General features: G+C 33.9%; 21 protein-coding genes and 1 tRNA gene. 12 read left to right on the top strand and 10 right to left on the bottom strand.

Going from position 1 to position 21,845, the window contains the following annotated elements; genetic code table 11:
- The first annotated feature begins 23 nt into the window (after nt 1-23).
- From RM519_RS05835 to RM519_RS05850, 4 genes are all read left to right on the top strand, one after another.
- A complete protein-coding gene (locus RM519_RS05835) occupies nt 24-1,448 on the top strand; it encodes a M20/M25/M40 family metallo-hydrolase (RefSeq protein ID WP_311592694.1) in 1,425 nt (474 codons plus the stop codon).
- Nucleotides 1,449-1,450: 2 nt separating this feature from the next.
- Nucleotides 1,451-3,061: an amidohydrolase gene (locus RM519_RS05840; RefSeq protein ID WP_311592695.1), complete on the top strand. Its 1,611-nt coding sequence runs from the start codon at nt 1,451-1,453 to the stop codon at nt 3,059-3,061.
- Entirely contained in the window at nt 3,061-3,774 is a 714-nt protein-coding gene (locus tag RM519_RS05845; RefSeq protein WP_311592696.1) for a uracil-DNA glycosylase family protein, read from the top strand. The genes RM519_RS05840 and RM519_RS05845 overlap by 1 nt, the downstream gene beginning before the upstream one ends.
- A 346-nt stretch (nt 3,775-4,120) precedes the next feature.
- Nucleotides 4,121-4,429 carry a DUF6122 family protein gene (locus tag RM519_RS05850; RefSeq protein WP_311592697.1) on the top strand — a complete coding sequence of 103 codons (309 nt, stop codon included), beginning with the start codon at nt 4,121-4,123 and terminating at the stop codon, nt 4,427-4,429.
- A gap of 5 nt (nt 4,430-4,434) precedes the next feature.
- On the opposite strand, the gene RM519_RS05855 is transcribed toward RM519_RS05850, so the two are convergent.
- Genes RM519_RS05855 through RM519_RS05895 form a run of 9 tightly spaced genes read right to left on the bottom strand, consistent with a single transcriptional unit; the run spans nt 4,435 to nt 12,117 of the window.
- Entirely contained in the window at nt 4,435-5,310 is an 876-nt protein-coding gene (locus tag RM519_RS05855; protein ID WP_311592698.1) for a glycoside hydrolase family 16 protein, read from the bottom strand.
- Nucleotides 5,311-5,348: 38 nt separating this feature from the next.
- The gene (gene trpA, locus RM519_RS05860; RefSeq protein ID WP_311592699.1) at nt 5,349-6,116 is read right to left on the bottom strand and encodes a tryptophan synthase subunit alpha; all 768 of its coding nucleotides are present in this window, start codon (nt 6,114-6,116) and stop codon (nt 5,349-5,351) included.
- Nucleotides 6,109-7,299: a tryptophan synthase subunit beta gene (gene trpB, locus RM519_RS05865; protein ID WP_311592700.1), complete on the bottom strand. Its 1,191-nt coding sequence runs from the start codon at nt 7,297-7,299 to the stop codon at nt 6,109-6,111. Before trpB ends, trpA begins: the two co-directional genes overlap by 8 nt.
- A gap of 5 nt (nt 7,300-7,304) precedes the next feature.
- Nucleotides 7,305-7,982, bottom strand: coding sequence for a phosphoribosylanthranilate isomerase (locus RM519_RS05870; RefSeq protein ID WP_311592701.1), 678 nt, complete (start codon nt 7,980-7,982; stop codon nt 7,305-7,307).
- Entirely contained in the window at nt 7,982-8,773 is a 792-nt protein-coding gene (trpC, locus tag RM519_RS05875; RefSeq protein ID WP_311592702.1) for an indole-3-glycerol phosphate synthase TrpC, read from the bottom strand. Before trpC ends, RM519_RS05870 begins: the two co-directional genes overlap by 1 nt.
- 19 nt (nt 8,774-8,792) lie before the next feature.
- On the bottom strand, nt 8,793-9,146 hold the full coding sequence (locus RM519_RS05880; protein ID WP_311592703.1) for a four helix bundle protein: 354 nt from the start codon (nt 9,144-9,146) through the stop codon (nt 8,793-8,795).
- Between the two features lie 12 nt (nt 9,147-9,158).
- On the bottom strand, nt 9,159-10,148 hold the full coding sequence (gene trpD, locus RM519_RS05885; RefSeq protein WP_311592704.1) for an anthranilate phosphoribosyltransferase: 990 nt from the start codon (nt 10,146-10,148) through the stop codon (nt 9,159-9,161).
- Nucleotides 10,148-10,723, bottom strand: a complete 576-nt coding sequence (locus RM519_RS05890) for an anthranilate synthase component II (protein ID WP_311592705.1) — start codon at nt 10,721-10,723, stop codon at nt 10,148-10,150. The genes trpD and RM519_RS05890 overlap by 1 nt, the downstream gene beginning before the upstream one ends.
- Before the next feature lie 2 nt (nt 10,724-10,725).
- Nucleotides 10,726-12,117 carry an anthranilate synthase component I family protein gene (locus tag RM519_RS05895; RefSeq protein ID WP_311592706.1) on the bottom strand — a complete coding sequence of 464 codons (1,392 nt, stop codon included), beginning with the start codon at nt 12,115-12,117 and terminating at the stop codon, nt 10,726-10,728.
- A 387-nt stretch (nt 12,118-12,504) separates the two neighbouring features.
- On the opposite strand from RM519_RS05895, the gene asnB reads away from it, so the two are divergent.
- From asnB to RM519_RS05920, 5 genes are all read left to right on the top strand, one after another.
- Nucleotides 12,505-14,169, top strand: coding sequence for an asparagine synthase B (gene asnB / locus RM519_RS05900; protein ID WP_311592707.1), 1,665 nt, complete (start codon nt 12,505-12,507; stop codon nt 14,167-14,169).
- A 161-nt stretch (nt 14,170-14,330) separates the two neighbouring features.
- The gene (locus tag RM519_RS05905) at nt 14,331-14,891 is read left to right on the top strand and encodes a magnetosome magnetite crystal formation protein family (protein WP_311592708.1); all 561 of its coding nucleotides are present in this window, start codon (nt 14,331-14,333) and stop codon (nt 14,889-14,891) included.
- Nucleotides 14,892-14,915: 24 nt separating this feature from the next.
- Nucleotides 14,916-15,611, top strand: coding sequence for a CPBP family intramembrane glutamic endopeptidase (locus RM519_RS05910; RefSeq protein WP_311592709.1), 696 nt, complete (start codon nt 14,916-14,918; stop codon nt 15,609-15,611).
- Nucleotides 15,608-16,444: a CPBP family intramembrane glutamic endopeptidase gene (locus tag RM519_RS05915; protein WP_311592710.1), complete on the top strand. Its 837-nt coding sequence runs from the start codon at nt 15,608-15,610 to the stop codon at nt 16,442-16,444. The genes RM519_RS05910 and RM519_RS05915 overlap by 4 nt, the downstream gene beginning before the upstream one ends.
- Before the next feature lie 18 nt (nt 16,445-16,462).
- Nucleotides 16,463-17,482 carry a dipeptide epimerase gene (locus RM519_RS05920; protein WP_311592711.1) on the top strand — a complete coding sequence of 340 codons (1,020 nt, stop codon included), beginning with the start codon at nt 16,463-16,465 and terminating at the stop codon, nt 17,480-17,482.
- Nucleotides 17,483-17,551: 69 nt separating this feature from the next.
- Here the strand turns inward: RM519_RS05920 and trxB are convergent, their stop codons facing one another.
- On the bottom strand, nt 17,552-18,499 hold the full coding sequence (gene trxB, locus RM519_RS05925) for a thioredoxin-disulfide reductase (protein WP_311592712.1): 948 nt from the start codon (nt 18,497-18,499) through the stop codon (nt 17,552-17,554).
- A 160-nt stretch (nt 18,500-18,659) separates the two neighbouring features.
- On the opposite strand from trxB, the gene RM519_RS05930 reads away from it, so the two are divergent.
- The 3 genes from RM519_RS05930 to RM519_RS05940 all read left to right on the top strand — a co-directional run bounded on the left by RM519_RS05930 (nt 18,660) and on the right by RM519_RS05940 (nt 21,823).
- Nucleotides 18,660-18,734 (top strand) — tRNA-Pro (locus tag RM519_RS05930).
- Between the two features lie 449 nt (nt 18,735-19,183).
- Nucleotides 19,184-20,695, top strand: a complete 1,512-nt coding sequence (locus tag RM519_RS05935; RefSeq protein ID WP_311592713.1) for a carboxypeptidase-like regulatory domain-containing protein — start codon at nt 19,184-19,186, stop codon at nt 20,693-20,695.
- A gap of 93 nt (nt 20,696-20,788) precedes the next feature.
- Nucleotides 20,789-21,823 (top strand): hypothetical protein, encoded by a 1,035-nt coding sequence (locus tag RM519_RS05940; protein WP_311592714.1) that lies wholly within the window; start codon nt 20,789-20,791, stop codon nt 21,821-21,823.
- Nucleotides 21,824-21,845: the final 22 nt, after the last annotated feature.

A 21,845-nucleotide genomic window follows, 5' to 3' on the forward strand; every position in this document is an offset into this window, starting at 1 on the left:
CATTTTTCAAATTTTACTACACCATGAAACAACATTTCTTGTGGCTATTTTCCGCACTAGCTCTTTTTTCTTGTACTCAAAAAGAAAGTACTACAAACACAATTTCAAAAACATCATTTACAAAAGATTCTACAACAATTAAAAAAGTTTTTGATGCTGCCTTAACGGACGGACAAGCATACGAATGGTTGCGAGAATTAACAACCGATATAGGTCATAGAATGTCTGGTTCTGCACAAGCACAGGAGGCCGTTGAGTGGGGAGAACAATTAATGAAAGATCAAGGGTTTGATAAAGTTTGGCTACAGCCAGTTATGGTACCTCATTGGGTTCGAGGTGAAAAAGAAGTAGCAAACTACACTATTAACGGTCAAAAAATAGATGTCCCGGTTTGTGCATTGGGTGGATCGATTGCCACTCCTTCTAATGGGGTAACTGCTGAAGTTATTGAAGTTTTCAGCATTGAAGAAGCCGAAAAATTAGGAGATAAGTTAAAAGGAAAAATCGTATTCTTTAATCGTCCATTTGATGCTACTCTAGTAAATACTTTTGCCGCTTATAGTGGTTGTGTAAAACAACGTGGAGAAGGAGCAAAAACGGCTGGGCCATTCGGTGCAGTTGCTACCATTGTGCGTTCTATGAGTTCTAGTATTAATGATTACCCCCATACGGGTGGTATGGGTTATGGTGATATTCCTTCTGATCAATATATTCCTTCTGCCGCAATTAGTACGTTGGCTGCAGAAAAATTAAGCAAGCATTTGAAGGAAAATCCTAATTTAAAATTCTACTTAAAACAAAGTTGCAAGACTTTACCAGACGCACCTTCTTTCAATGTTATTGGTGAAATTACAGGAAGTGAATTCCCTAATAAATACATTACAATTGGTGGTCATTTAGATTCATGGGATTTAGGTCAAGGAGCACATGATGATGGAACTGGTGTTGTACAATCTATGGAAGTTTTACGCTTGTTTAAGGAAACAGGAATTAAGCCAAGACATACGCTAAGGGCAGTACTATTTATGAATGAAGAATTTGGTTTAAGAGGTGGAATTAAATATGCGGACGAAGCAAAATTAAAAAATGAGATTCATGTTGCTGCAATAGAATCTGACGCTGGAGGGCATACACCTAGAGGGTTTTCTTATGACGGGAATAAAGAGAATGTCGATGAGTTTATGAGTTGGAAACCATTATTTGAGCCATACGGACTACATCAATGGGATATTGGGTATGCCGGAGCAGATATCGGCCCATTAAAAAACAAGACAATTTCACTTTCTGGTTATAGACCAGACAGTCAACGATATTTCGAATATCATCATTCAGCTAATGATACATTTGATAAAGTCAATGCGCGTGAACTTCATTTGGGCGCCGCCGCAATGACTTCTTTAGTTTATATGATGGACAAATATTTTGATGTAGAACCTGTAAAAAAATAATGATGAAACAATTTCTAATCCTTTTATCCGCAATTGCAATAACCTCATGTTCAAAAGTTGAACAAGCAGATTTAATCGTTCATAACGCAAAAGTATATTCGGTCGATGATCAATTTCAGACCTTCGAAGCATTTGCTATTAAAGATGGAAAATTTATTGGTATTGGCTCAGATGCAGACATAGCTAAGAATTTTGCATCAGAAAAAACTATTAATGCAGAAAGAAAACCAATTTATCCAGGTTTTATAGATGCACATTGCCATTTTTATGGTTTAGGAATGAACCAGCAAGTTGCTAATTTAGTTGGCACCAAAAGCTTTGATGAAATTATAGAACGATTGGTGGCCTTTCAAAAAGAAAAGAATGTGCCTTATATAACCGGACGGGGATGGGATCAAAACGATTGGGATGTAAAAGAATTTCCTACAAAAGATAAATTAGATACACAATTTCCAAATACACCTGTTGCCTTAAGAAGAGTTGACGGTCACGCCTTATTAGTGAATCAGGCTGCAATAGATTTATCAAAATTAACAGCAGAAACTAAAGTAACCGGAGGTGAAGTTATTACCAAAAATGGTAAGATGACGGGTGTATTGATCGATGCTGCTATGAATTTCATAAATACACCGCTACCTTCTAGAAAAGAAGAAATTCAAGGGTTATTAGATGCTCAAAAAATATGTTTCGATTTAGGTTTAACTACTGTCGATGATGCAGGATTAAGTCAAAGTACCATTGAATTAATTGACAGTTTACAGCATTCTGGTGATTTAAAAATGAGAGTATATGCAATGGTTTCGGCAACTCAAAAAAATCTAGACTACTACATTTCAAAAGGAAAAATTAAAACAGACCGATTAAATGTAAGTTCTTTTAAAGTTTATGGAGATGGTGCTTTGGGGTCTAGAGGTGCGGCTATGAGACAATCCTATACTGATAGAGATCATCATTTTGGAGCATTGATATTTAAACCTGAGAGATATGATGAGATTGCAAAGCAAATTGCAGCCTCGGAATATCAAATGAATACACATGCGATTGGTGATTCTGCAAACACACACATTCTTAAAACATATAAGACAGCGCTAAAAGGAGAAAAAAATAGACGTTGGAGAATTGAACATGCTCAGATTATTTCTCCTGAAGATTTTATTGGATTTGAAAACGTGATTCCTTCAATTCAACCAACGCATGCCACAAGTGATATGTATTGGGCAGAGGACCGAGTGGGATCTGAAAGAATTAAAGGAGCTTATGCCTTTAAAGACCTATTAAAACAACACGGAAAAGTTGCATTAGGAACCGATTTTCCTGTTGAATATGTGAGTCCATTTTTAACTTTTTACGCAGCAACGGCAAGACAAGATATTGAGGGATATCCTGAAGGAGGTTATCAAATGGAAAATGCATTAAGTAGAGAAGAAACTTTAAAAGGAATGACTGTTTGGGCGGCTTATTCTAATTTTGAAGAAGATGAAAAAGGAAGTATTGAAATTGGAAAATTTGCTGATTTTATAATGTTAAACCAAGATATTATGGAAGTAGAACTATCTAAAATCCCAAATTCAAAAGTAGTTTCAACATTTGTAAATGGCGAACAAGTGAATTAGTGTTTTTTCACGAACATCCATACAAACCTTTTATTTTTGAGGATACTGAGAAATTGATTGTAGGCACACTTCCTCCTCCTCGTTTTTCTACGGGTGAATTGATAAAGCAAGATGTCGATTTTTGCTATGGCTCCTATTATAATTCGCTGTGGTTATATTTGAATATGATTCATCATCTAGACTTAGAATTTGAAAATACTAACAAAGCCATTGAACAACGAAAAAACTTTTTACACAAACACAAAATTGGTGTTTGTGATATTGTAGATTCCTGTACTCGTGTAAAAATTGATGCTTCAGATTTAGGAATGCAGAACATTCAACTAAGAGATCTTATTGGGTATTTAAATAAATACCCAAAGGTTCATACGCTGCTATTTACTGGAGGTAATTCCAAAAATGGTCCTGAATATTTTTTCAGAAAACACTTAAAAGAATATGAATTGAAATTGGAATTAGTCTCAAATGAAATTCCGAGAGTGCATCAGTTTGAACTATATCATACTAAACCTGACGAAGCACCTCATTTTAAAGAGATTATTGGCTCCGTAAAGAATGACAAGCGCATCATTAAAACTGTATCACTTACCTCACCATCGGGTTCCGCAAACAGAGCGATTGGAAGTAATCCATTATACAAACAACGCAAACAGGAAAATTCTAAATACAACACGTTCGATTTCAGGGTGGAGCAATACAGTCAATGGTTTTAGAAATCGTCACTTCGAGTATCTGCTCCAGCAGATGTATCGAGAAGTCTCACTATTATTGATGAGATTTCTCAATCACTTCACTCATTTCGAAATGACAATACGTTCGATTTTAAGGTAGAGCAATATAGTACTTTGCTTTAGATATGGAAGATTGGTTGATCAGCGTTTTCGTACGTATCGAGAAGAATTTTAAAAAAAGTAACTGTTTTGAATCCAATAAATAAATTCTTAAATATTCAGAACTCTATAGTAATTGTCATGCTGAGCCTGCCGAAGCATCTATAAGAATAAGATTCTTCACTACTTTTCATTTCGTTCAGAATGACAATAAAGCTATTTTTGCAATATGACCTTAAAATTCATCCTTCATTACGGACTTCATTTTATTGCCCCATTCTTAATTGGATATTTTTTCTACAAAGAAAAATGGTTAAAGGTTTCCTTTATTCTAGTTGCAACCATGTTGGTTGATTTAGATCATTTATTTGCAAATCCCATTTTTGATCCAAATCGTTGTAGTGTCGGATATCACCCCTTACATTCATATTGGGCCATTGCTGTTTATTTCTTAGGTTTAATGCCGTCTAAAACAAGAATAGTAGCCATTGGGCTACTATTACATATGTTTGCTGATTGTTTAGATTGTTGGATTTAAACTGCCTAATCTTCTTGAAAAACTCGAATATAATCTACAATAAAAAATTGAGGAAAATTCGTTGTATTATCAGGATTCCCAGGCCAGTTACCTCCTACTGCCATATTAATTAAAAAATGATAATCTTCATGAAATTCGCTCAAACCACTTGGAATAATATCAACAACATGATATTGCTTATCATCTAGATACCACGTAATAGCCTCGCTATCCCAAACTATTGAAAATACATGAAACTCATCGGAAAAATCACCAGATTCCAAAATTGTATTCCCTCCATAATTGGCATGACTACCTGCATTATCCCAATGAATTGTGCCATGCACGGTGTTCTCTCTTCCACTGCCTCCAATCATTTCCATAATGTCAATTTCACCACATTTAGGCCAGCCAACAGTTTCAATATTCTCTCCTAGCATCCAAATGGCAGGCCAAATTCCTTGCCCTCTAGGCAAAGCCGCTCTAACATCTACTCTACCATATTTAAATGTGAATTTGCCAGTAGTGTTAATTCTTGATGAAGTATAACCTTGACCTTCTACCTTTGCTTCAATTATTAAATTACCATCCTTTAAACTAACGTTTTCTCGCTTATAATTTTGCAACTCATTATTTCCCCAACCATTATCTCCAATCTGAAAATTCCAATTATCTTCATCTAAATTTTCTCCATCAAATTCATCTGACCATAATTCTGACATTCCAGTGTATGAAGTAGCCGACTCATGACCTGAAGTTGGAATTACCGGTCCATCCGGGCCAGAATCAATAATATCATCTTTTGTTGGGGCAGATTCAGTTTCTCCATCTCCTCCGCAAGACACTAAGAATAAACAAAACATTAACAACACCGTCTTAACCAATAATAATTCTCTATTCATTTATCTAAATTTATAATAATTCTCTAAATTAGAGAAAATTAACTTAATATATCCTCAACAAACTCATCAATTTTATTAACACCTTTCGACCCTAAAAACTTTACAAAAGCAGATCCAATAATTGCTCCATTAACATATTGGCAAACAGTATTAAAAGTTTCTTTAGATGAAATGCCAAACCCAACAATTAACTTGCTTTTCAAATTCATCGATTTAATTCGCTCGAAATAGGCAATTTGCTGCTCAGAAATCTCACCTTTCGCTCCAGTTATAGAGGCTGAAGCCACTACATATATAAATGCTTCTGTCATGGCATCAATCTTCATAATTCGTTCTTCAGAAGTTTGTGGCGTAATTAAAAATACATTTGAAATTCCATACTTCGCAAATAGTGCTTTGTACTTCGTTTCGTATTCGATCATCGGTAAGTCTGGTAGAATTACAGTATCAATTCCGCATGCAACACATTGTTTACAAAATTTTTCATCTCCATATTTTAAAACTTGATTTAAATACCCCATTAATAAAAGTGGTGTATTATTAGAATCCTTTATCGCTTTTAATTGCTCAAAAATAATATCAAGATTAATTCCGTTTGTCAAGGCAACTGAACTACTATGTTGAATTGTAGGCCCATCTGCCATAGGATCAGAATACGGTAATCCAACTTCTATAAAATCAACACCATTAGAACCTAGTTTTTCAATGATTGAAGTTGTATCATTTAAATTTGGGAATCCAGATGTAAAAAACACAGAACAAAGGTTCTTGTCCTTCTTCGCAAACAATTCTTTTAATTTACTCATCTTTTAAATGCTTTATATAAGTTTCTAAATCCTTATCTCCTCTACCGGATAAATTAACAATAATGACCTGGTCATTTTTAATTTCCATTTTATCTAAAACTGCCAAGGCATGTGCACTTTCCAATGCAGGTATAATCCCCTCTAGTTTTGTTAATTCATATACCGCATCCAATGCTTCTTGATCCGTAGCATTCATAAATATTGCTCTACTACTTTCATTTAAATAAGCATGTAAAGGCCCAATACCAGGATAATCCAACCCCGCAGAAATAGAATAAGGTTCAACTACCTGACCGTATTCATCTTGCATCAATATGGTTTTACTACCATGCAAAACACCTACATCTCCTAATTGTGAAGTTGCAGCACTTTCACCACTATGCACTCCTAATCCTGCCGCCTCAACTGCAATTAAATCCACCTCCTTCTCATCTAAATAATGATAAAATGCTCCGGCGGCGTTTGAACCTCCACCAACGCAAGCAATTACAGTATCAGGGTTTTCTTTACCTGTTTTCTCCTTCAATTGCCATTTCATCTCTTCACTAATTATAGCTTGTAAGCGCCCTACCATATCAGGATAAGGATGTGGGCCAACTACTGAACCTATCAAATAATAAGTATCTTCTGGGTTTCCAATCCAATCGCGAATAGCCTCATTTGTTGCATCTTTTAATGTTTTACTTCCACTGGTTGCAGGAATTACAGTTGCACCTAACATTTTCATTCGTGCAACGTTTGGCGCTTGACGTTTAATATCAATCTCACCCATAAAAACCACGCAATCAATATTCATTAAGGCACAAACTGTAGCAGTAGCAACACCGTGCTGTCCTGCACCTGTCTCCGCAATAATTCTCTTTTTACCTAATTTCTTCGCAATAAGAATTTGACCTATGGTGTTATTTACTTTATGCGCACCTGTGTGATTTAAATCTTCACGTTTCAAATAAATAGTACCACCATATTTTTCAGATAATCTAGGTGCTAGATACAAAGGTGTTGGTCTGCCAACATAGTCCTTTAATAAATATTTATACTCTTTTTGAAATTCTTCCGATTCGATAATTTGCAAATAATTGTCTTCTAATTCCTGGACATTAGGAAACAGTAATTCGGGAATAAATGCGCCTCCAAACTGCCCATAATACCCATTTTCATCTACTTGAAATTGTGATTTCATATAAATTAATTTTTCAACTCGTTTAAAAACGATTGTAATTTCTCCTTGTTTTTTAATCCAGGAGCATCTTCAAATCCACTATTTAAATCTACTCCAATGCATAGCCTATGATTAAATTCTTTTATAGAAGTCCCATCGTTTGGCCCAATACCTCCACTTAATAAAAACGGAGTCTCTCGTTTATACTTTTTTAAAAGATTCCAGTCATATTTTAATCCGGTTCCTCCATACCCTTTTCCTTTAGTATCAAAAATGAACAATTCACAAAAGGGTTCATAGGCTTTTGCTTTCTCAAAATCGAAATGTTCATCAACGGAAAACGCCTTGATTATTTCAAGTTTCTTGTCATACTGAGCCTGTCGAAGTATCTTATCTTGGTGAGACTTCTCTACTGCGCTAGAAGTGACAATTTCCTTTAATTTCTCGCAGAATTCAGGGGTTTCATTTCCGTGTAATTGAATGGCATCTAATTCATAATTTTGAATATACTTCAGAATTGTCTCAATAGATTCATTCACTACCACTCCAACTTTTTTTATTGATTTAGGAATTTTTAATTCAGGAAAATCAATGACGTGACGTTTCGATTTATCATAAAAAATAAACCCTAAATAATCAGGTGATAATTTTATAACCTCCTGAATATTTTCGCTATTGCGCATGCCACAAATCTTAATTTTCATTATCCTATTTGCTTGATAAATTCCTGACATGAAAATCCTGGATTTTCAGTTTTCATAAAATTCTCGCCAATTAAAAATCCATTAAATCCATATTCTTTTAAACCGATAATGGTTCTTGGATCGCTAATACCACTTTCAGATACTTTAATAGATGAATCAGGAATTTGTGAAGCCAATGCAATCGAATGCTCTAAGTCTACCTGAAATGTTTTTAAGTTTCTGTTATTTATTCCGATAATCTTATTATCTAAATCTCCAATTTTATCCAATTCTTCTTGATTGTGAACTTCGTATAAAACATCTAGTCCCAAATCTTCTGCTAAATTTCCAAATTGTTGCAACTCCTTTTTAGACAAACATGCAGCAATTAATAAGATTACATCTGCACCAATAGCTTTGGCTTCCACAATTTGAAATCCATCTACAATAAAATCTTTGCGTAAAATTGGTTTGGTTTGATTTATTTCTCTTGCTTGAACAAGGTCTATTAAAGTCCCCCCAAAAAACTCCTTATCTGTTAAAATGGATTGAGCAGCAACACCTGCACTCAAATAACCTTCTGTCACTTCTTGAATGGAAGAAGTATCATTTATAATTCCTTTAGAAGGAGATTGCCTTTTATACTCAGCAATTATTCCAGAACTCTTAGGATCTAGCAATTCTCTTTTTAAAGAAATCGGGGTCCTTTGAAAACCCGGACTTTTTACCAAAGTACTTACTTGTATTTCTGCCTTTAATTGTGCTACTTCTTGCTTTTTATGAGCCACAATTGTTTCTAATATATTGTTCACTTTAATTATGAATTTTAAATTATGAATTACGAATTGTTTTTTGAATTGTCCCAATTATTTTTAGTAACTCTTCAACATCATTAATCAATTCTTTTGCTTCCGATTCATTCAAATAATCGGTATCTCTTAATAATCGAATCCAATAATGAGATTCTCTTGCCTCTTTATAAGCAATAGTTAATTTGGCATAAAAATCCTTTCTACTCTGACCTCCAATTGCTTCTTCAATATTTGCTCCAATTGATGTTCCAGAACGTAAAAGTTGTTTACTTAAAACAAATTCCTTTTTCTCTTTAATTAAATACTTATACAAAGTTACGACTCGAATAGAAAAAGCATAACTTTTTAATTGAATGATATTATCCTTTTTCATACTTCGTAATTTCTAATTCGTAACTAATTTAGTCAAACATTCTTTCGCTTTTCCTCCTAGCAAAGAGTCTTTTGCTGTTTCAAAACAATTTTCAAAACTACGACTATCATCAACAATTTGTAGCGCAATTGCAGCATTCGTTAAAACGACTGAATTTTGAGCTTCGGTTCCCTTTCCTTCAATAATATTTTTAAATATTTCCGCTGCTTCCTCGACAGAGTTCCCTCCATAGATTGCAGATTGCTCTATTGTTTCTTGACCTAAATCTTCAGGATAAATTAATTTTTCACCAGATCGTGTAAACAATTTAAATCCCCCAGTTAATGAGATCTCATCGTATCCATCTATCGCATGAACAACGCCATAATTGGTATGCTCATCTTGTAAAATATAATTATACAAGCGCGCAATTTCTAAATTAAAAGTTCCCAATAATTGATTTTGGGGAGAACTTGGATTCACCAATGGGCCTAACATATTAAAAAATGTTTTTAACGCCAAAGCTTTTCTAGTTGGTCCTACGGCCTTCATTGCTGGATGAAAAAATGGGGCATGCAAAAAACAAATATTTGCTTTCTCTAAATGCCTTTTCAATTCATTTTCATTGTTGGTAAATTCATATCCAAAATACTGCAACATATCGGACGAACCCGATTTTGAAGACACCGAATAATTTCCATGTTTCGCTACTTTTTGTCCCGTACCTGCTACAATAAAAGAAGTCATCGTAGAAATATTGAAAGTATCTTTTCCATCACCACCCGTACCAACAATATCTATGGTATTAAATTCTGACAAGTCAATTTTAACGCACAGTTCTTTTAGCGCATCTCTGAATCCTCCTAACTCATCGGCAGTAATTGGACGCATCATAAAGACCGTCATAAAAGAGGCTAAATGGGCATCATTATATTTCTCTTGAGCAATATCAATTAATATTGCCTTGGCTTCTGTCCTTGTTAGGCGTTTATGCTGATATAGATTATTTAATATTTGTTTCATTATGAATTTGCTTCGATAAAATTCCTAACTATTTGCTCTCCAACCTCAGTTAAAATAGATTCAGGATGAAATTGAACTGCACTTATCATAAATTCTTTGTGCTGAATTGCCTGAATTAATCCATCTTCATCTCTAGCCGTGACTTGAAGTTTTTCCGGAAAACCTATATCGGTAGCAGCCCAAGAATGATAGCGCGCAGCTAAAAATGTTTCAGGAATTCCTTTAAAAATTGTCGCATCTTTATCTGTCACCTTCATTTCTGTAGCAACTCCATGAAACACATCTTCTAAATTGATAATTGTTCCTCCAAAAACTTCAGTGATAGCCTGTAAACCAAGACACACGCCAAAAATTGGTTTCTTACCTGCATACGTTTTAATGACTTCTTTTAAAATTCCCGCTTCATCAGGAATTCCAGGCCCTGGAGATAACATAATCATATCATACGTTCCAACGTCTGCAATTGAAATTTCATCATTTCTAAAAACCGCTGGAAAAACTCCTGTGATTTTTTCAACCATATGCACCAAATTATAGGTGAATGAATCGTAATTATCTAATATTAATATTTTCATCCCTAAATATTTTCTGCTAATAACAGTGCTTTTTTAAGCGCTGCCAACTTATTATTAACTTCTTGTAATTCTTTTTCTTCATCACTATGAATCACAATTCCTGCTCCTGCCTGATAATACAATGTATTATTTTTACTTACAAAAGAACGAATTGCAATAGCCAAATTTACCGAACCATCAAGTCCAATAATTCCTACAGCACCACCATAAAATCCACGTGTTTGATTTTCATACTTATCGATCAATTGCATTGCCTTATATTTTGGCGCTCCACTTAATGTACCCGCTGGGAAAGTATCTCCAACTATCTCAATTGGCTTACCTTTAATTTCCCCTTGAACTGTTGAAACCAAATGAATTACATGACTAAAATATTGCACCTCTTTAAATACCTCTACATTTACATGATTTGCGTGTTTACTTAAATCATTCCGAGCCAAATCAACAAGCATAACATGCTCTGCTGTTTCTTTTTTATCTTCTGATAATATTTTCCCCAACTTAATATCTTCGGCCATATCACCGGTTCTCCTGAACGTACCGGCAATTGGATTGATAATCGCCTTTCCTTCGGATATTTTAATCTGAGCCTCTGGTGAAGATCCCATCAATTTAAAACTACCATAATCAAAATAGAATAAATAAGGTGATGGGTTGATAGAACGCAATGCTCTATATACGTTAAAATCATCTCCTTTAAATGACTGTTGGAATTGACGCGATAACACCAATTGAAATACATCGCCACGCTTGCAGTGAGATTTCGCTTTTCTAACGTAATCTATAAAATCTTCGTTGGTGCAATTAGAAGTTTCGTTCCCATCAATTTCAAATTGTTGTGTATTGAAAGCTTGTGCATCTATAATTGTTTTGATCTCATCAATTCTCGCATCAGTTCCTTCCTCAATATTTTCAATCAATGTCATTTCATCATTAAAATGATTGATTGCTATAATAAAGCGATAAAAACTGTATTGCAACAGCGGTATCGCTGATGGCGCATCTGGATTTTCCAATACAATATTCTCAAAATACTGCACGCTATCATACGTGGTGTAACCATATAAGCCATTGAAGGATTTCATGGCAGGATCACAATCTAAATCAATCGAACTCGAATAAGCCTGAAACAGTTCATTAAAGTTTTTATCGATTTTTTCATTGGCAACCACCTTACCTTTTTGAGCCAATTGCAAATAATCATTTTCTGCCTTAATTGTCACGATAGGTTCAATAGCAATAAAGGAGAAACTCTCCTCTTTACTATGATAATCAGAACTTTCTAATAATAAGGTATTCGGGTAAACATCTCTTAAACGCAAATACAAACCTACCGGGGTAATTGTATCCGAAATTCGCTTTTTACTAGTTGTTTTAAAATTTATTATTTTCATTTATGCTGAACTTATTTCAGTAGTTAAATAAAAAAAGGCTTATCGTGAGATAAGCCTTTTTGATTTTATAGTTAAATATCATATAATAGGTATTTCTCACTTACTGTTTAAGAGAGTTCCACCACCATATGTTATTTGTTCTTGTCATTTCTGATATTATGTGGACAAATGTAAAATAGTTTTTAAAGAAATCAAACTCATTTTAAAAATAAAATTGAAATAATTATAATTTGATAGATATATCATAAAATGGCCTGTATTCACTTACATAAAATAAATAAAAACACAATTTAAACTTACAATTTCTAACTATTTATTTTATTTTTGTTTTCAAATTAGAATACTAATCCTTTATTTGCATCAGAATTAAAACAAAACAGAAAGATTATGTGTGGAATTGTATGTGCATTTGACTTAAAACAAAAATCGGACGAATTAAGACCTCAACTTTTAGAGATGTCTAAAAAAATTCGTCACCGTGGTCCGGACTGGAGCGGAATATATAGCGACGATAAAGTAATTATGACTCATGAAAGATTGGCTATTGTTGATCCTGCATCTGGGCAACAACCTTTATTTAGTGAAGACAAAAAATTGATTTTAGCAGCAAATGGTGAAATCTACAATCATAGGGAATTACGTCAGCAATTTGATGGATCTTATAACTTTCAAACCGCATCTGACTGTGAAGTTATCTTAGCCTTGTACAAAGAAAAAGGAGTTGAATTTCTTGATGAAATGAATGGAATTTTCGGTTTCGCTTTGTATGATGTAGAAAAAGACGAATATCTTATTGCTCGTGATCATATGGGAATTATCCCTTTATATATTGGTTGGGATCAAAATGGAACTTTCTATGTGGCTTCAGAATTAAAAGCATTGGAAGGTGTTTGTTCTAAAATTGAATTATTTCCTCCAGGACATTATATGAGTTCTAAAGATGGTGAATTTGTTCAATGGTATAAAAGAGATTGGTCAGAATTTGAAGCAGTAAAAGAAAACGAAACAAGTATTGCTGAAGTTAAAGAAGCTTTAGAGGCCGCCGTTCACAGACAATTAATGTCTGATGTTCCTTATGGTGTTTTACTTTCAGGTGGATTAGACTCTTCAGTAACCTCTGCAATTGCTAAGAAATATTCTCAAAAAAGAATTGAGTCTGATGACAAATCAGAAGCGTGGTACCCACAATTACATTCTTTTTCAGTTGGACTAGAAGGCTCTCCAGATTTGGCAGCGGCTCAAAAAGTTGCAGATCATATCGGAACCATTCATCATGAAATAAAATTTACAATTCAAGAAGGTCTTGATGCTATTAAAGATGTTATTTACAATATTGAAACCTATGACATTACTACCATTCGCTCTTCTACGCCAATGTATTTAATGGCCAGGGTAATTAAATCTATGGGGATTAAAATGGTTTTATCTGGTGAAGGTGCTGATGAAATTTTTGGAGGCTATTTATACTTTCACAAAGCGCCCGATTCAGAAGAATTTCACGAAGAAACTGTACGTAAACTAGACAAATTACACATGTATGATTGTTTAAGAGCAAACAAAAGTTTAATGGCTTGGGGAATTGAAGGCCGTGTTCCATTTTTAGACAAAGAGTTTATTGATGTTGCAATGCGTATTAACCCTCAAGACAAAATGATTAACGGAGAGCGCATGGAAAAATGGGTGATTCGTAAAGCGTTCGAAGATATGTTACCTGAAAGTGTTGCTTGGAGACAAAAAGAACAGTTTTCTGATGGGGTTGGCTATGACTGGATTGACACCTTAAAAGAAATAGTTGAAAAAGAAGTTTCTGACGAACAATTAGCAAATGCTAAATTTAGATTCCCAATACAAACTCCTCAAAACAAAGAAGAGTTTTATTACAGGTCTATTTTTGAAGGACATTTTCCAAGTGATACGGCAGCCTTAAGTGTACCACAAGAACCAAGTGTTGCGTGCAGTACAAAAATTGCATTAGAATGGGACGAAGCGTTTAAAAACATGAACGAGCCATCTGGAAGAGCAATTATGAATGTACACGAAGAAGCATATTAAACAAAGAACTTTTTATATTTAAAAAATCCTGCAAATGCAGGATTTTTTGTTTTATATTCGCTACAACACCTGTAATTACTGAAACTGACAGATAGGTGACATTTAAATGGCGTAAGGAAAAACAATAAACCACCATACATTTGTGTCATCAAATTAAGGAAATGGAAAATCAAACTATTGGCAACCGCTTAAAATACCAAAGGACGTTAAAAGGGCTTACACAAGAGCAACTTTCGGATGCTTCGACAGTCGGAATTAGAACTATTCAACGAATAGAAAAAGATGAAGTTACACCTCATAAGCAAACGGTAAAACTATTAGCATCGGCATTAGAGGTATGCATAGAAGATATTTTAATAATTGACAACCCAAACGAGGAAGCGATTCAAAAAAAATGGATGCTTCTAATACATGGTACTCCATTTTTAGGCTTTATTCCTTTTGGTAATATTTTGTTCCCTTTATTTTTATGGATTCATAAATCAAAGGATAATAAAGTATATGATTTACATGGAAAGTCGGTTGTAAATTTCCAATGCTCTTTAACCATTTATTTTATTATTTCATTGCTCTTATTTTTTCCCTTTCCAGGCTTCAATTTCTTCTTAACAGGCGCTATTGTTCTATTTGGGATTATTATAACTGTAAGAAATATTCTTACCTCAATTAATAGCGGCACCTGCTACTACCCGCTTGCTATTCCTTTTTTGAAAGCAACTTAAAAACCACTTAAAATACCCTCTATTATGTTAGGACTATTAGGAATAATAGTAGTCTCTTGGGGACTGCTATACTTTTTCGAAAAAAAACAGATTAATGCTTTAGGGTTTACGCCAATTAAAAAACGATTCAAAGAATTTACTTTGGGGCTTGTAATTATTGGCGTCATAACACTTACAAACATTTATTTTGCCACAATTTTTAAACAGTTCGAATGGCAAATAAATGGAAGTTTCTCATTGACTGACATCGGCAATTCATTTATTTATCATTTGCGATCGGCATTGACTGAAGATTTGGTTTTTAGAGGTGCAATACTCTATATACTTATTCAAAAAATAGGTGCTTCGAAAGGGATTTGGTTATCAGCATTCATTTTTGGAATTTATCACATCTTCTCATACGGAATGTTAAACGAGCGTATTGTTCCGATTGTCTATATAACTATTGTAACAGGACTAACAGGTTATGTTTGGGCATACACTTTTTACAAAACAAAATCTATTATGATGGGCTTAGGATTTCATTTGGGCTCAAATTTTATTACGACGCTTTTTTATAAATCACAACCCTATGGAGAATTACTTTTTACAAAAGTTGCTCAAATAGAATTATCAGAATGGAATCAGTTTTATGTTTCGCTATTAAACGGCCTATTCCCTTCAATAACAACTTTAATCATAGTCATTTTCCTACTAAAAAAAGAAATTATAACACCATGAAAACTCTATTAAAGAATAAATCGAATTTAACGACATACCTTCTTGGCATATTCTTATTTGCCCTATCACTAATTGTCAGTACATTATTAAATAAAGGAGCCGTAAAAACGTATTTCCCTTTTACCTCTGTAATACTTCTTACAATAGCGACCTGGTTCTTATATAAAAGGGAAAACAAACCACTTAAAGAATTAGGGCTAAGTCTAAATTTTAAAAATTTAAAATTCCTTCTTTTTGGAATTATACTAATTGCGTTTGTCTATTTATTAGCAAAATATTTACGAGCCGTTTATTTAGGAGAAACTATCAACTTAAGCACTGCATTAAATACAAAAGCATTGCTGTTTGCATTTTACACTATTCTGCCTACGGTAGCAGTGGAGGAATTTATTTTTAGAGGCTATCTATTTAAAAAAACAATTGAATTGACCTCTGTAGTAAAAGCGAATATAATTTTCGCCCTACTCTTCACTTCCATTCATTTTTTTGACGAAGACATTCTTTCACATCCCGGAAAAATGATCTTAATTGCCACGAGTATTCCTGTTGGTCATTTACTATTTTCAACAGCGCTTTTAAAATCTAAAACTTTATTCTTTCCAATCGGGCTTCATCTTGGAAATAATTGGGCCTCGAGGCATTTAATTTCTACAGATAGTTCAGGTAACAGTATTTTTTATATTACTGATAGTTTTCAATTCAACACTTGGCCCGGTTTTATAAGTTTTGTAGTTCTTTGGAACCTGTTCTTTTTATTGGTTATACTTATCATTTGGAAATGGGATAAAATTGCAATGTACCTAAGTAAAAAATCCTTCAATTTCATAATTTGATTTTTGTACATTTATCTCATGAAATTGACCATCCAAACAACCCCATTTGAACTCCCAATAAAGCACCCGTTTACAACGGCAAGATATACCGTACACACTCAAAAAACAGTCGTTGTTTCTATTTCTGATGGTGTATATACGGGGCTAGGAGAAGCCACTGTAAATCCATATTACAATAGTACCGCCGAAAAGATTCAGAATTCTGTTTCTAGCATAGCGCATATGATTCAAAATAACAGCAACGCAACACCAGAAATACTCTGGAGTCTTTTAGAACCGCATTTAAAAGATGATTATTTCGCTCTATGTGCTATCGACTGTGCTTTTTGGGATTTTTATGCACAACGTAATAAAAAAACTACACGAAGTTTTTGGAGCTCTGATACTCAAAAACCTCCTTTAAGCAATTTCACAATTGGCATCGATTCCATCGAAAAAATGAAATCAAAAATAAATGAAACACCTTGGCCAATTTATAAAATTAAACTAGGAACAGATGAAGATGTAAATATTGTTTCTGAATTAAGAAAAATATCAGATGCTAATTTTAGGATAGACGCAAATTGCGCCTGGACCGTTAATGAAACCATTGAAAATTCTATAAAGTTAGAAAAGTTAGATGTTGAATTTATAGAACAACCTTTACCTGCCGATGATTGGAATGGGATGAAAACACTAAAGAAAAAATCAGTGCTCCCTTTAATTGCTGATGAAAGTTGCCAAAGATATGAAGACGTTGAAAAATGTGCAGAAGGATTTCATGGCATCAATATTAAATTAATGAAATGTGGTGGAATTACATCAGCCTTAAGAATGATTAAAAAGGCCAGAGAACTCAATTTAAAAGTTATGGCCGGCTGCATGACTGAATCTTCGGTTGGTATCTCTAGTTTGGTTCAAATTGCTCAACTACTCGATTACATCGATGCAGACGGAGCGCTACTTCTAAAAGAAGATATTGCAGATGGAATCAAAATTACAGACGGTGTTATTCATTATAGTTCAAACACAGGTAGCGGAGCCTCTTTAATAAAATAAAAAAACCGTCGAATGACGGTTTTTTTTATTCCTAGATTCTTCGCAATTGCTCAAAATAACAATTCACTATTAAATCAATGCTCCTAAATAGCGTTCAGCATCCAAGGCTGCCATACAACCGGTTCCAGCCGCAGTAACTGCTTGACGGTATTCATGATCTTGCACATCTCCTGCTGCAAATACTCCTGGTAAATTTGTCTTTGTAGACTTTCCTTTGGTAATTAAATACCCCGTTTCATTCATATCTAAAACATCCGTAAATAAATCCGTATTTGGTTTGTGACCAATTGCAACGAATACTCCTGTTACAGGAATTTCTTGCTTTTCACCTGATTGGTTATTTCTTGCAACAACTCCTTCTACAACATTATTACCTAATACTTCATCCATTTCTGTATTGAATAGTACCTTGATGTTTTCTGTTCTTTCTACTCTGTGTTGCATTGCTTTTGATGCACGCATCACATCTCTGCGGACTAGCATTGTAACAGATTTACAAATATTTGCTAAATAAGTCGCTTCTTCAGCAGCGGTATCTCCAGCACCAACTACAACAACATCTTGCCCTTTATAAAAGAACCCATCACAAGTAGCACAAGCTGAAACTCCTCCACCAATTAAACGTTGCTCACTTTCTAATCCTAAATATTTTGCCGTTGCACCAGTAGAAATAATAACCGTCTCTGCTTCAACCACTTTAACCTCATCAATTGTAACTTTATGAATACCTCCAACTTCTGTACTAAATTCTACTTTAGTTGCCATTCCAAATCTAACTTCTGTTCCAAAACGCTCAGCCTGATTTTTAAAATCTTCCATCATCATGGTTCCATCTGTTCCTTTAGGATATCCTGGGTAGTTATCAACTTCGGTTGTTGTTGTTAACTGACCTCCCATTTGCATACCTGTATACATCACTGGTTTTAAATCTGCTCTTGCAGCATAAATAGCAGCAGTATACCCAGCAGGACCCGAACCAATAATCAAGCATTTTATTCTCTCTATAGTATCTGACATAATTTTTATCTTTTTTTATCGCACACAAAAATATGAGAAATTCATTCTTTTAAATTGAAATGTTTATAAGTTTTTACAATGGCAAAATAAGAGGAATTAATACATCAAAATTCTCTTGTTTAATTGATTATAACCACTATATTTGCAACCCGAAATTATTCGGGGTGTAGCGTAGCCCGGTTATCGCGCCTCGTTTGGGACGAGGAGGTCGCAGGTTCGAATCCTGCCACCCCGACAAGAGAAAACTTTTCACGATAGTGAGAAGTTTTTTTGTTTTAGTGAGATTTGAACTTGTTCAATAATCGAATCGAAACAAAAAAATGATGAGCAAAGCGAATTAAGTTTCCTTTTGCAACAACCACTCTCAGGAAAACCGACTAACAGGAGGTAATCCTGCCACCCCGACAAAAGGAAAGTCTTGCTTGATAAAGCAGGGCTTTTTTGTTGGAATAAACCGTGAGTGAAAACTCGCAAGGCGAATTGACAACAAAACAAGTCAAAATGCGAAAGCATTTAAGACTTTGCTTTTGCAACATACCCATATTTAGGATCACGCAGTAATCCTGCCACCCAAAAATATAGAACACCTCTTTTTCCCAACAAATGTTAAAACTCAACTAACAAAATCTTAAAGTGTTCGTCTTATTGATAAGGATTTATATTTTTATCAAAAAATTCGACTAAATGAAACACTACTATCTAACTTTAATCATCTCTTTTTTTATTGTACAACTTAACGCTCAAACAGAACTAAGCGCTACAGTAATTGATTCTACCTCACAGCAAACAATACCTTTCGCTTCCATTACTTTAAATAAATCGTTCGGTGTTATAAGCAACAATGAGGGCTATTTTATTATGCATTTAAGGAATACACTAACAAAAAATGATAGTATTGAAATCAGTTGTTTAGGCTATGAAACCAAAAATATGCCTGCCTTAAATTTTAAAGACAGTATCATTCAATTACAACCAAAAACATTTGAATTAAATGAAGTGGTTGTAACTAAAGAGCAATTAACTGCGGATGAAATAATTGAAAAAGTTAAAGAAGGGCTAGCCTCAAACTATGATACCGATTATGTAAAAAGTACTTTGTTTTTTAGAGAATCAAATTTTACAAATGTCGATACAAAAAAAATAGATTTAAAAAAATCTACCATTCCAGAATTTAATCAAGGGTTAATAGATAGTATTCTAATGGCTTTACCAAGTAAGTCCGATCAATATACAGAAATTCTTACTACCAAATATTCCAATCATAAAATAGATGATAGTTATAAGTTAGAAGTCTTGAAAGCGTCTGAATTGTATGACAAAAAAAACGAGATTACTTTTGAAAGTTTTGAAGAACGTCTCACAAACATTATCAAGAATAATGTAAAACCTGACTCCTATTTTAAAATAAAATCTGGTTTGTTTGGAACCAAAGAAGAAATGGATTCTACTTTATTTGAAGATAATGAAGCTAAAGAAGCGAAGGCTTTAATTGAAGAAGAAAAGAAAAAAGAACAAAACCGAAAAAACAACTTTTTAAAATGGCGTAAAAATCAAATTCGGAATTTAGAAAACGCTAGCATCATTTACGAAGACCCATCTCTGAACTTTTTGGAAAAATCGAAAAAATATAGGTTTACGCTAGAAGATTTTGCTTTTTTGAATAATAACTACGTCTACAAAATTAGTTTTGCTCCAAAAGGGAGCGCCGATTATAAAGGTACTTTGTACATAAACCCTCAAGATTACGCAATTGAAAGACTAGATTTTGAAAATGTTAAAACCATTAAAAGCTTTAAGTTACTAGGTTTAATGTTTCAATCTCATATTCATAACGGTAGTTTTATCTACAATAAAAACAGCGAGAATAAATATGTACTATCATACGCAGAGCAGACTATAGGCAATCGTTTTGGCGTAAAAAGACCACTTAAAATTATTGAGAAAAACAAGAATACAAAGGGCAGAAGAAAACAGAATGAAGTTTCGGGCGATTTAAATTTTCAAATGACCGTTATTCAGAAAAATGAATTGGTCGTTTTTGAAAATAATGTCATTTCAAAAACAGAATTCGATGCCTTTAAAGAAGCGGCGAAAGTAACTCCTACATATCTCCCTAGTTATGATCCAGAATTTTGGAAGGGATACAATGTTATTGAACCAAATAAGGCTATAAAAGAGTTTAAAAGTATAGAGTAATACAACCTGCAGATTTTATATTTCTTAATATCACTCTTAATACATTTCAATATTTATTATATTTGAATTAACTAATTCAATAAAATAAATCCTGTGAAAAACCCATCTCTACTAATTATACTTAGCATTTTAGCGCTTTTTATATTCGCTCCAACTGCTAAAAGTCAAACCATAGATAGCGCTCAAATTGGCAAAGAATACCCTTATATACTGCCAATATTAGGCAAAAAAGCCTATGCCAAGGGTTATGAACTACAAATGCCGTTTGGCGTTATGTTGGGTAGTGTTTTTAACAAACAAGGTATTGTTATAGACGACTTCGAAATGGCTATTAGTGATGACGGAACAGTACCTGAAAATTATTTTGGATTAGACGGAATTTTAGATTTTGGCCCATCTGAAGGTAGAATTAACACTATAAATGCAAGAGTTGATGCATGGATATTACCCTTTTTCTCTGTAGGAGGTTATTATGGACAAGTTTGGGGAGAACAAGACATTTCATTTAGTGTTTTAGGAAGCGATTTAATTACCAGTACAACAGATATTGAAGGTAAATATTATGGCTTAAATTTATTGGCAGTAGCCCCTCTTGGCCCTGTAAATATTGCTGCTGATTATTCCTGGTCTTGGACTACAAATTCTCGATTAGACAAACCGGTTTTGGTAAACGTTAGTGGAGTTAGAATTATTAGAAGAATAATGACAAAGAAAAAAGGGCGTTTTTGGGCAATATGGGGTGGAGCTCAGTTCCAAAAATTAGACAGTCAAACATCTGGAAACATTGCTTTTGATGAGGCCTTGGGCATTACGGAAGAAGACAAACAATATATAGACGACACTTGGGATAGTTTTAGGGATGGAAATACGCCAAATGGTAATGGAGACTATTGGGACGATTTAGGTCCACTTGAAAAATTAAGAGCAGAAGCCACCTATAATCTTGTACGTGGAGTTGTAGATACAGATGTATACTATAAATTCAATAAACAATTAGAATATGAATGGAACATGCTTTTAGGATTTAATTACCAGCATAACGAACGTTGGCAATTTAGAGGTGAATATGGTTTTTTAAAATCTAAACAGCAATTGATGCTATCTCTTAATTACAGATTCGGATTATAATAATAATAATAATAAGCTACTA

Source organism: Urechidicola vernalis (assembly GCF_031846385.1).
Taxonomy (GTDB): Bacteria; Bacteroidota; Bacteroidia; order Flavobacteriales; family Flavobacteriaceae; genus Urechidicola; species Urechidicola vernalis.

Coding starts and splice junctions, on each gene's coding strand:
- RM519_RS05835 (WP_311592694.1), top strand. CDS start 24: ATGAAACAACATTTCTTGTGGCTATTTTCCGCACTAGCTCTTTTTTCT.
- RM519_RS05840 (WP_311592695.1), top strand. CDS start 1,451: ATGAAACAATTTCTAATCCTTTTATCCGCAATTGCAATAACCTCATGT.
- RM519_RS05850 (WP_311592697.1), top strand. CDS start 4,121: ATGACCTTAAAATTCATCCTTCATTACGGACTTCATTTTATTGCCCCA.
- RM519_RS05855 (WP_311592698.1), bottom strand. CDS start 5,310: ATGAATAGAGAATTATTATTGGTTAAGACGGTGTTGTTAATGTTTTGT.
- trpA (WP_311592699.1), bottom strand. CDS start 6,116: ATGAGTAAATTAAAAGAATTGTTTGCGAAGAAGGACAAGAACCTTTGT.
- trpB (WP_311592700.1), bottom strand. CDS start 7,299: ATGAAATCACAATTTCAAGTAGATGAAAATGGGTATTATGGGCAGTTT.
- RM519_RS05870 (WP_311592701.1), bottom strand. CDS start 7,982: ATGAAAATTAAGATTTGTGGCATGCGCAATAGCGAAAATATTCAGGAG.
- RM519_RS05880 (WP_311592703.1), bottom strand. CDS start 9,146: ATGAAAAAGGATAATATCATTCAATTAAAAAGTTATGCTTTTTCTATT.
- trpD (WP_311592704.1), bottom strand. CDS start 10,148: ATGAAACAAATATTAAATAATCTATATCAGCATAAACGCCTAACAAGG.
- RM519_RS05890 (WP_311592705.1), bottom strand. CDS start 10,723: ATGAAAATATTAATATTAGATAATTACGATTCATTCACCTATAATTTG.
- RM519_RS05895 (WP_311592706.1), bottom strand. CDS start 12,117: ATGAAAATAATAAATTTTAAAACAACTAGTAAAAAGCGAATTTCGGAT.
- asnB (WP_311592707.1), top strand. CDS start 12,505: ATGTGTGGAATTGTATGTGCATTTGACTTAAAACAAAAATCGGACGAA.
- RM519_RS05905 (WP_311592708.1), top strand. CDS start 14,331: ATGGAAAATCAAACTATTGGCAACCGCTTAAAATACCAAAGGACGTTA.
- RM519_RS05910 (WP_311592709.1), top strand. CDS start 14,916: ATGTTAGGACTATTAGGAATAATAGTAGTCTCTTGGGGACTGCTATAC.
- RM519_RS05915 (WP_311592710.1), top strand. CDS start 15,608: ATGAAAACTCTATTAAAGAATAAATCGAATTTAACGACATACCTTCTT.
- RM519_RS05920 (WP_311592711.1), top strand. CDS start 16,463: ATGAAATTGACCATCCAAACAACCCCATTTGAACTCCCAATAAAGCAC.
- trxB (WP_311592712.1), bottom strand. CDS start 18,499: ATGTCAGATACTATAGAGAGAATAAAATGCTTGATTATTGGTTCGGGT.
- RM519_RS05935 (WP_311592713.1), top strand. CDS start 19,184: ATGAAACACTACTATCTAACTTTAATCATCTCTTTTTTTATTGTACAA.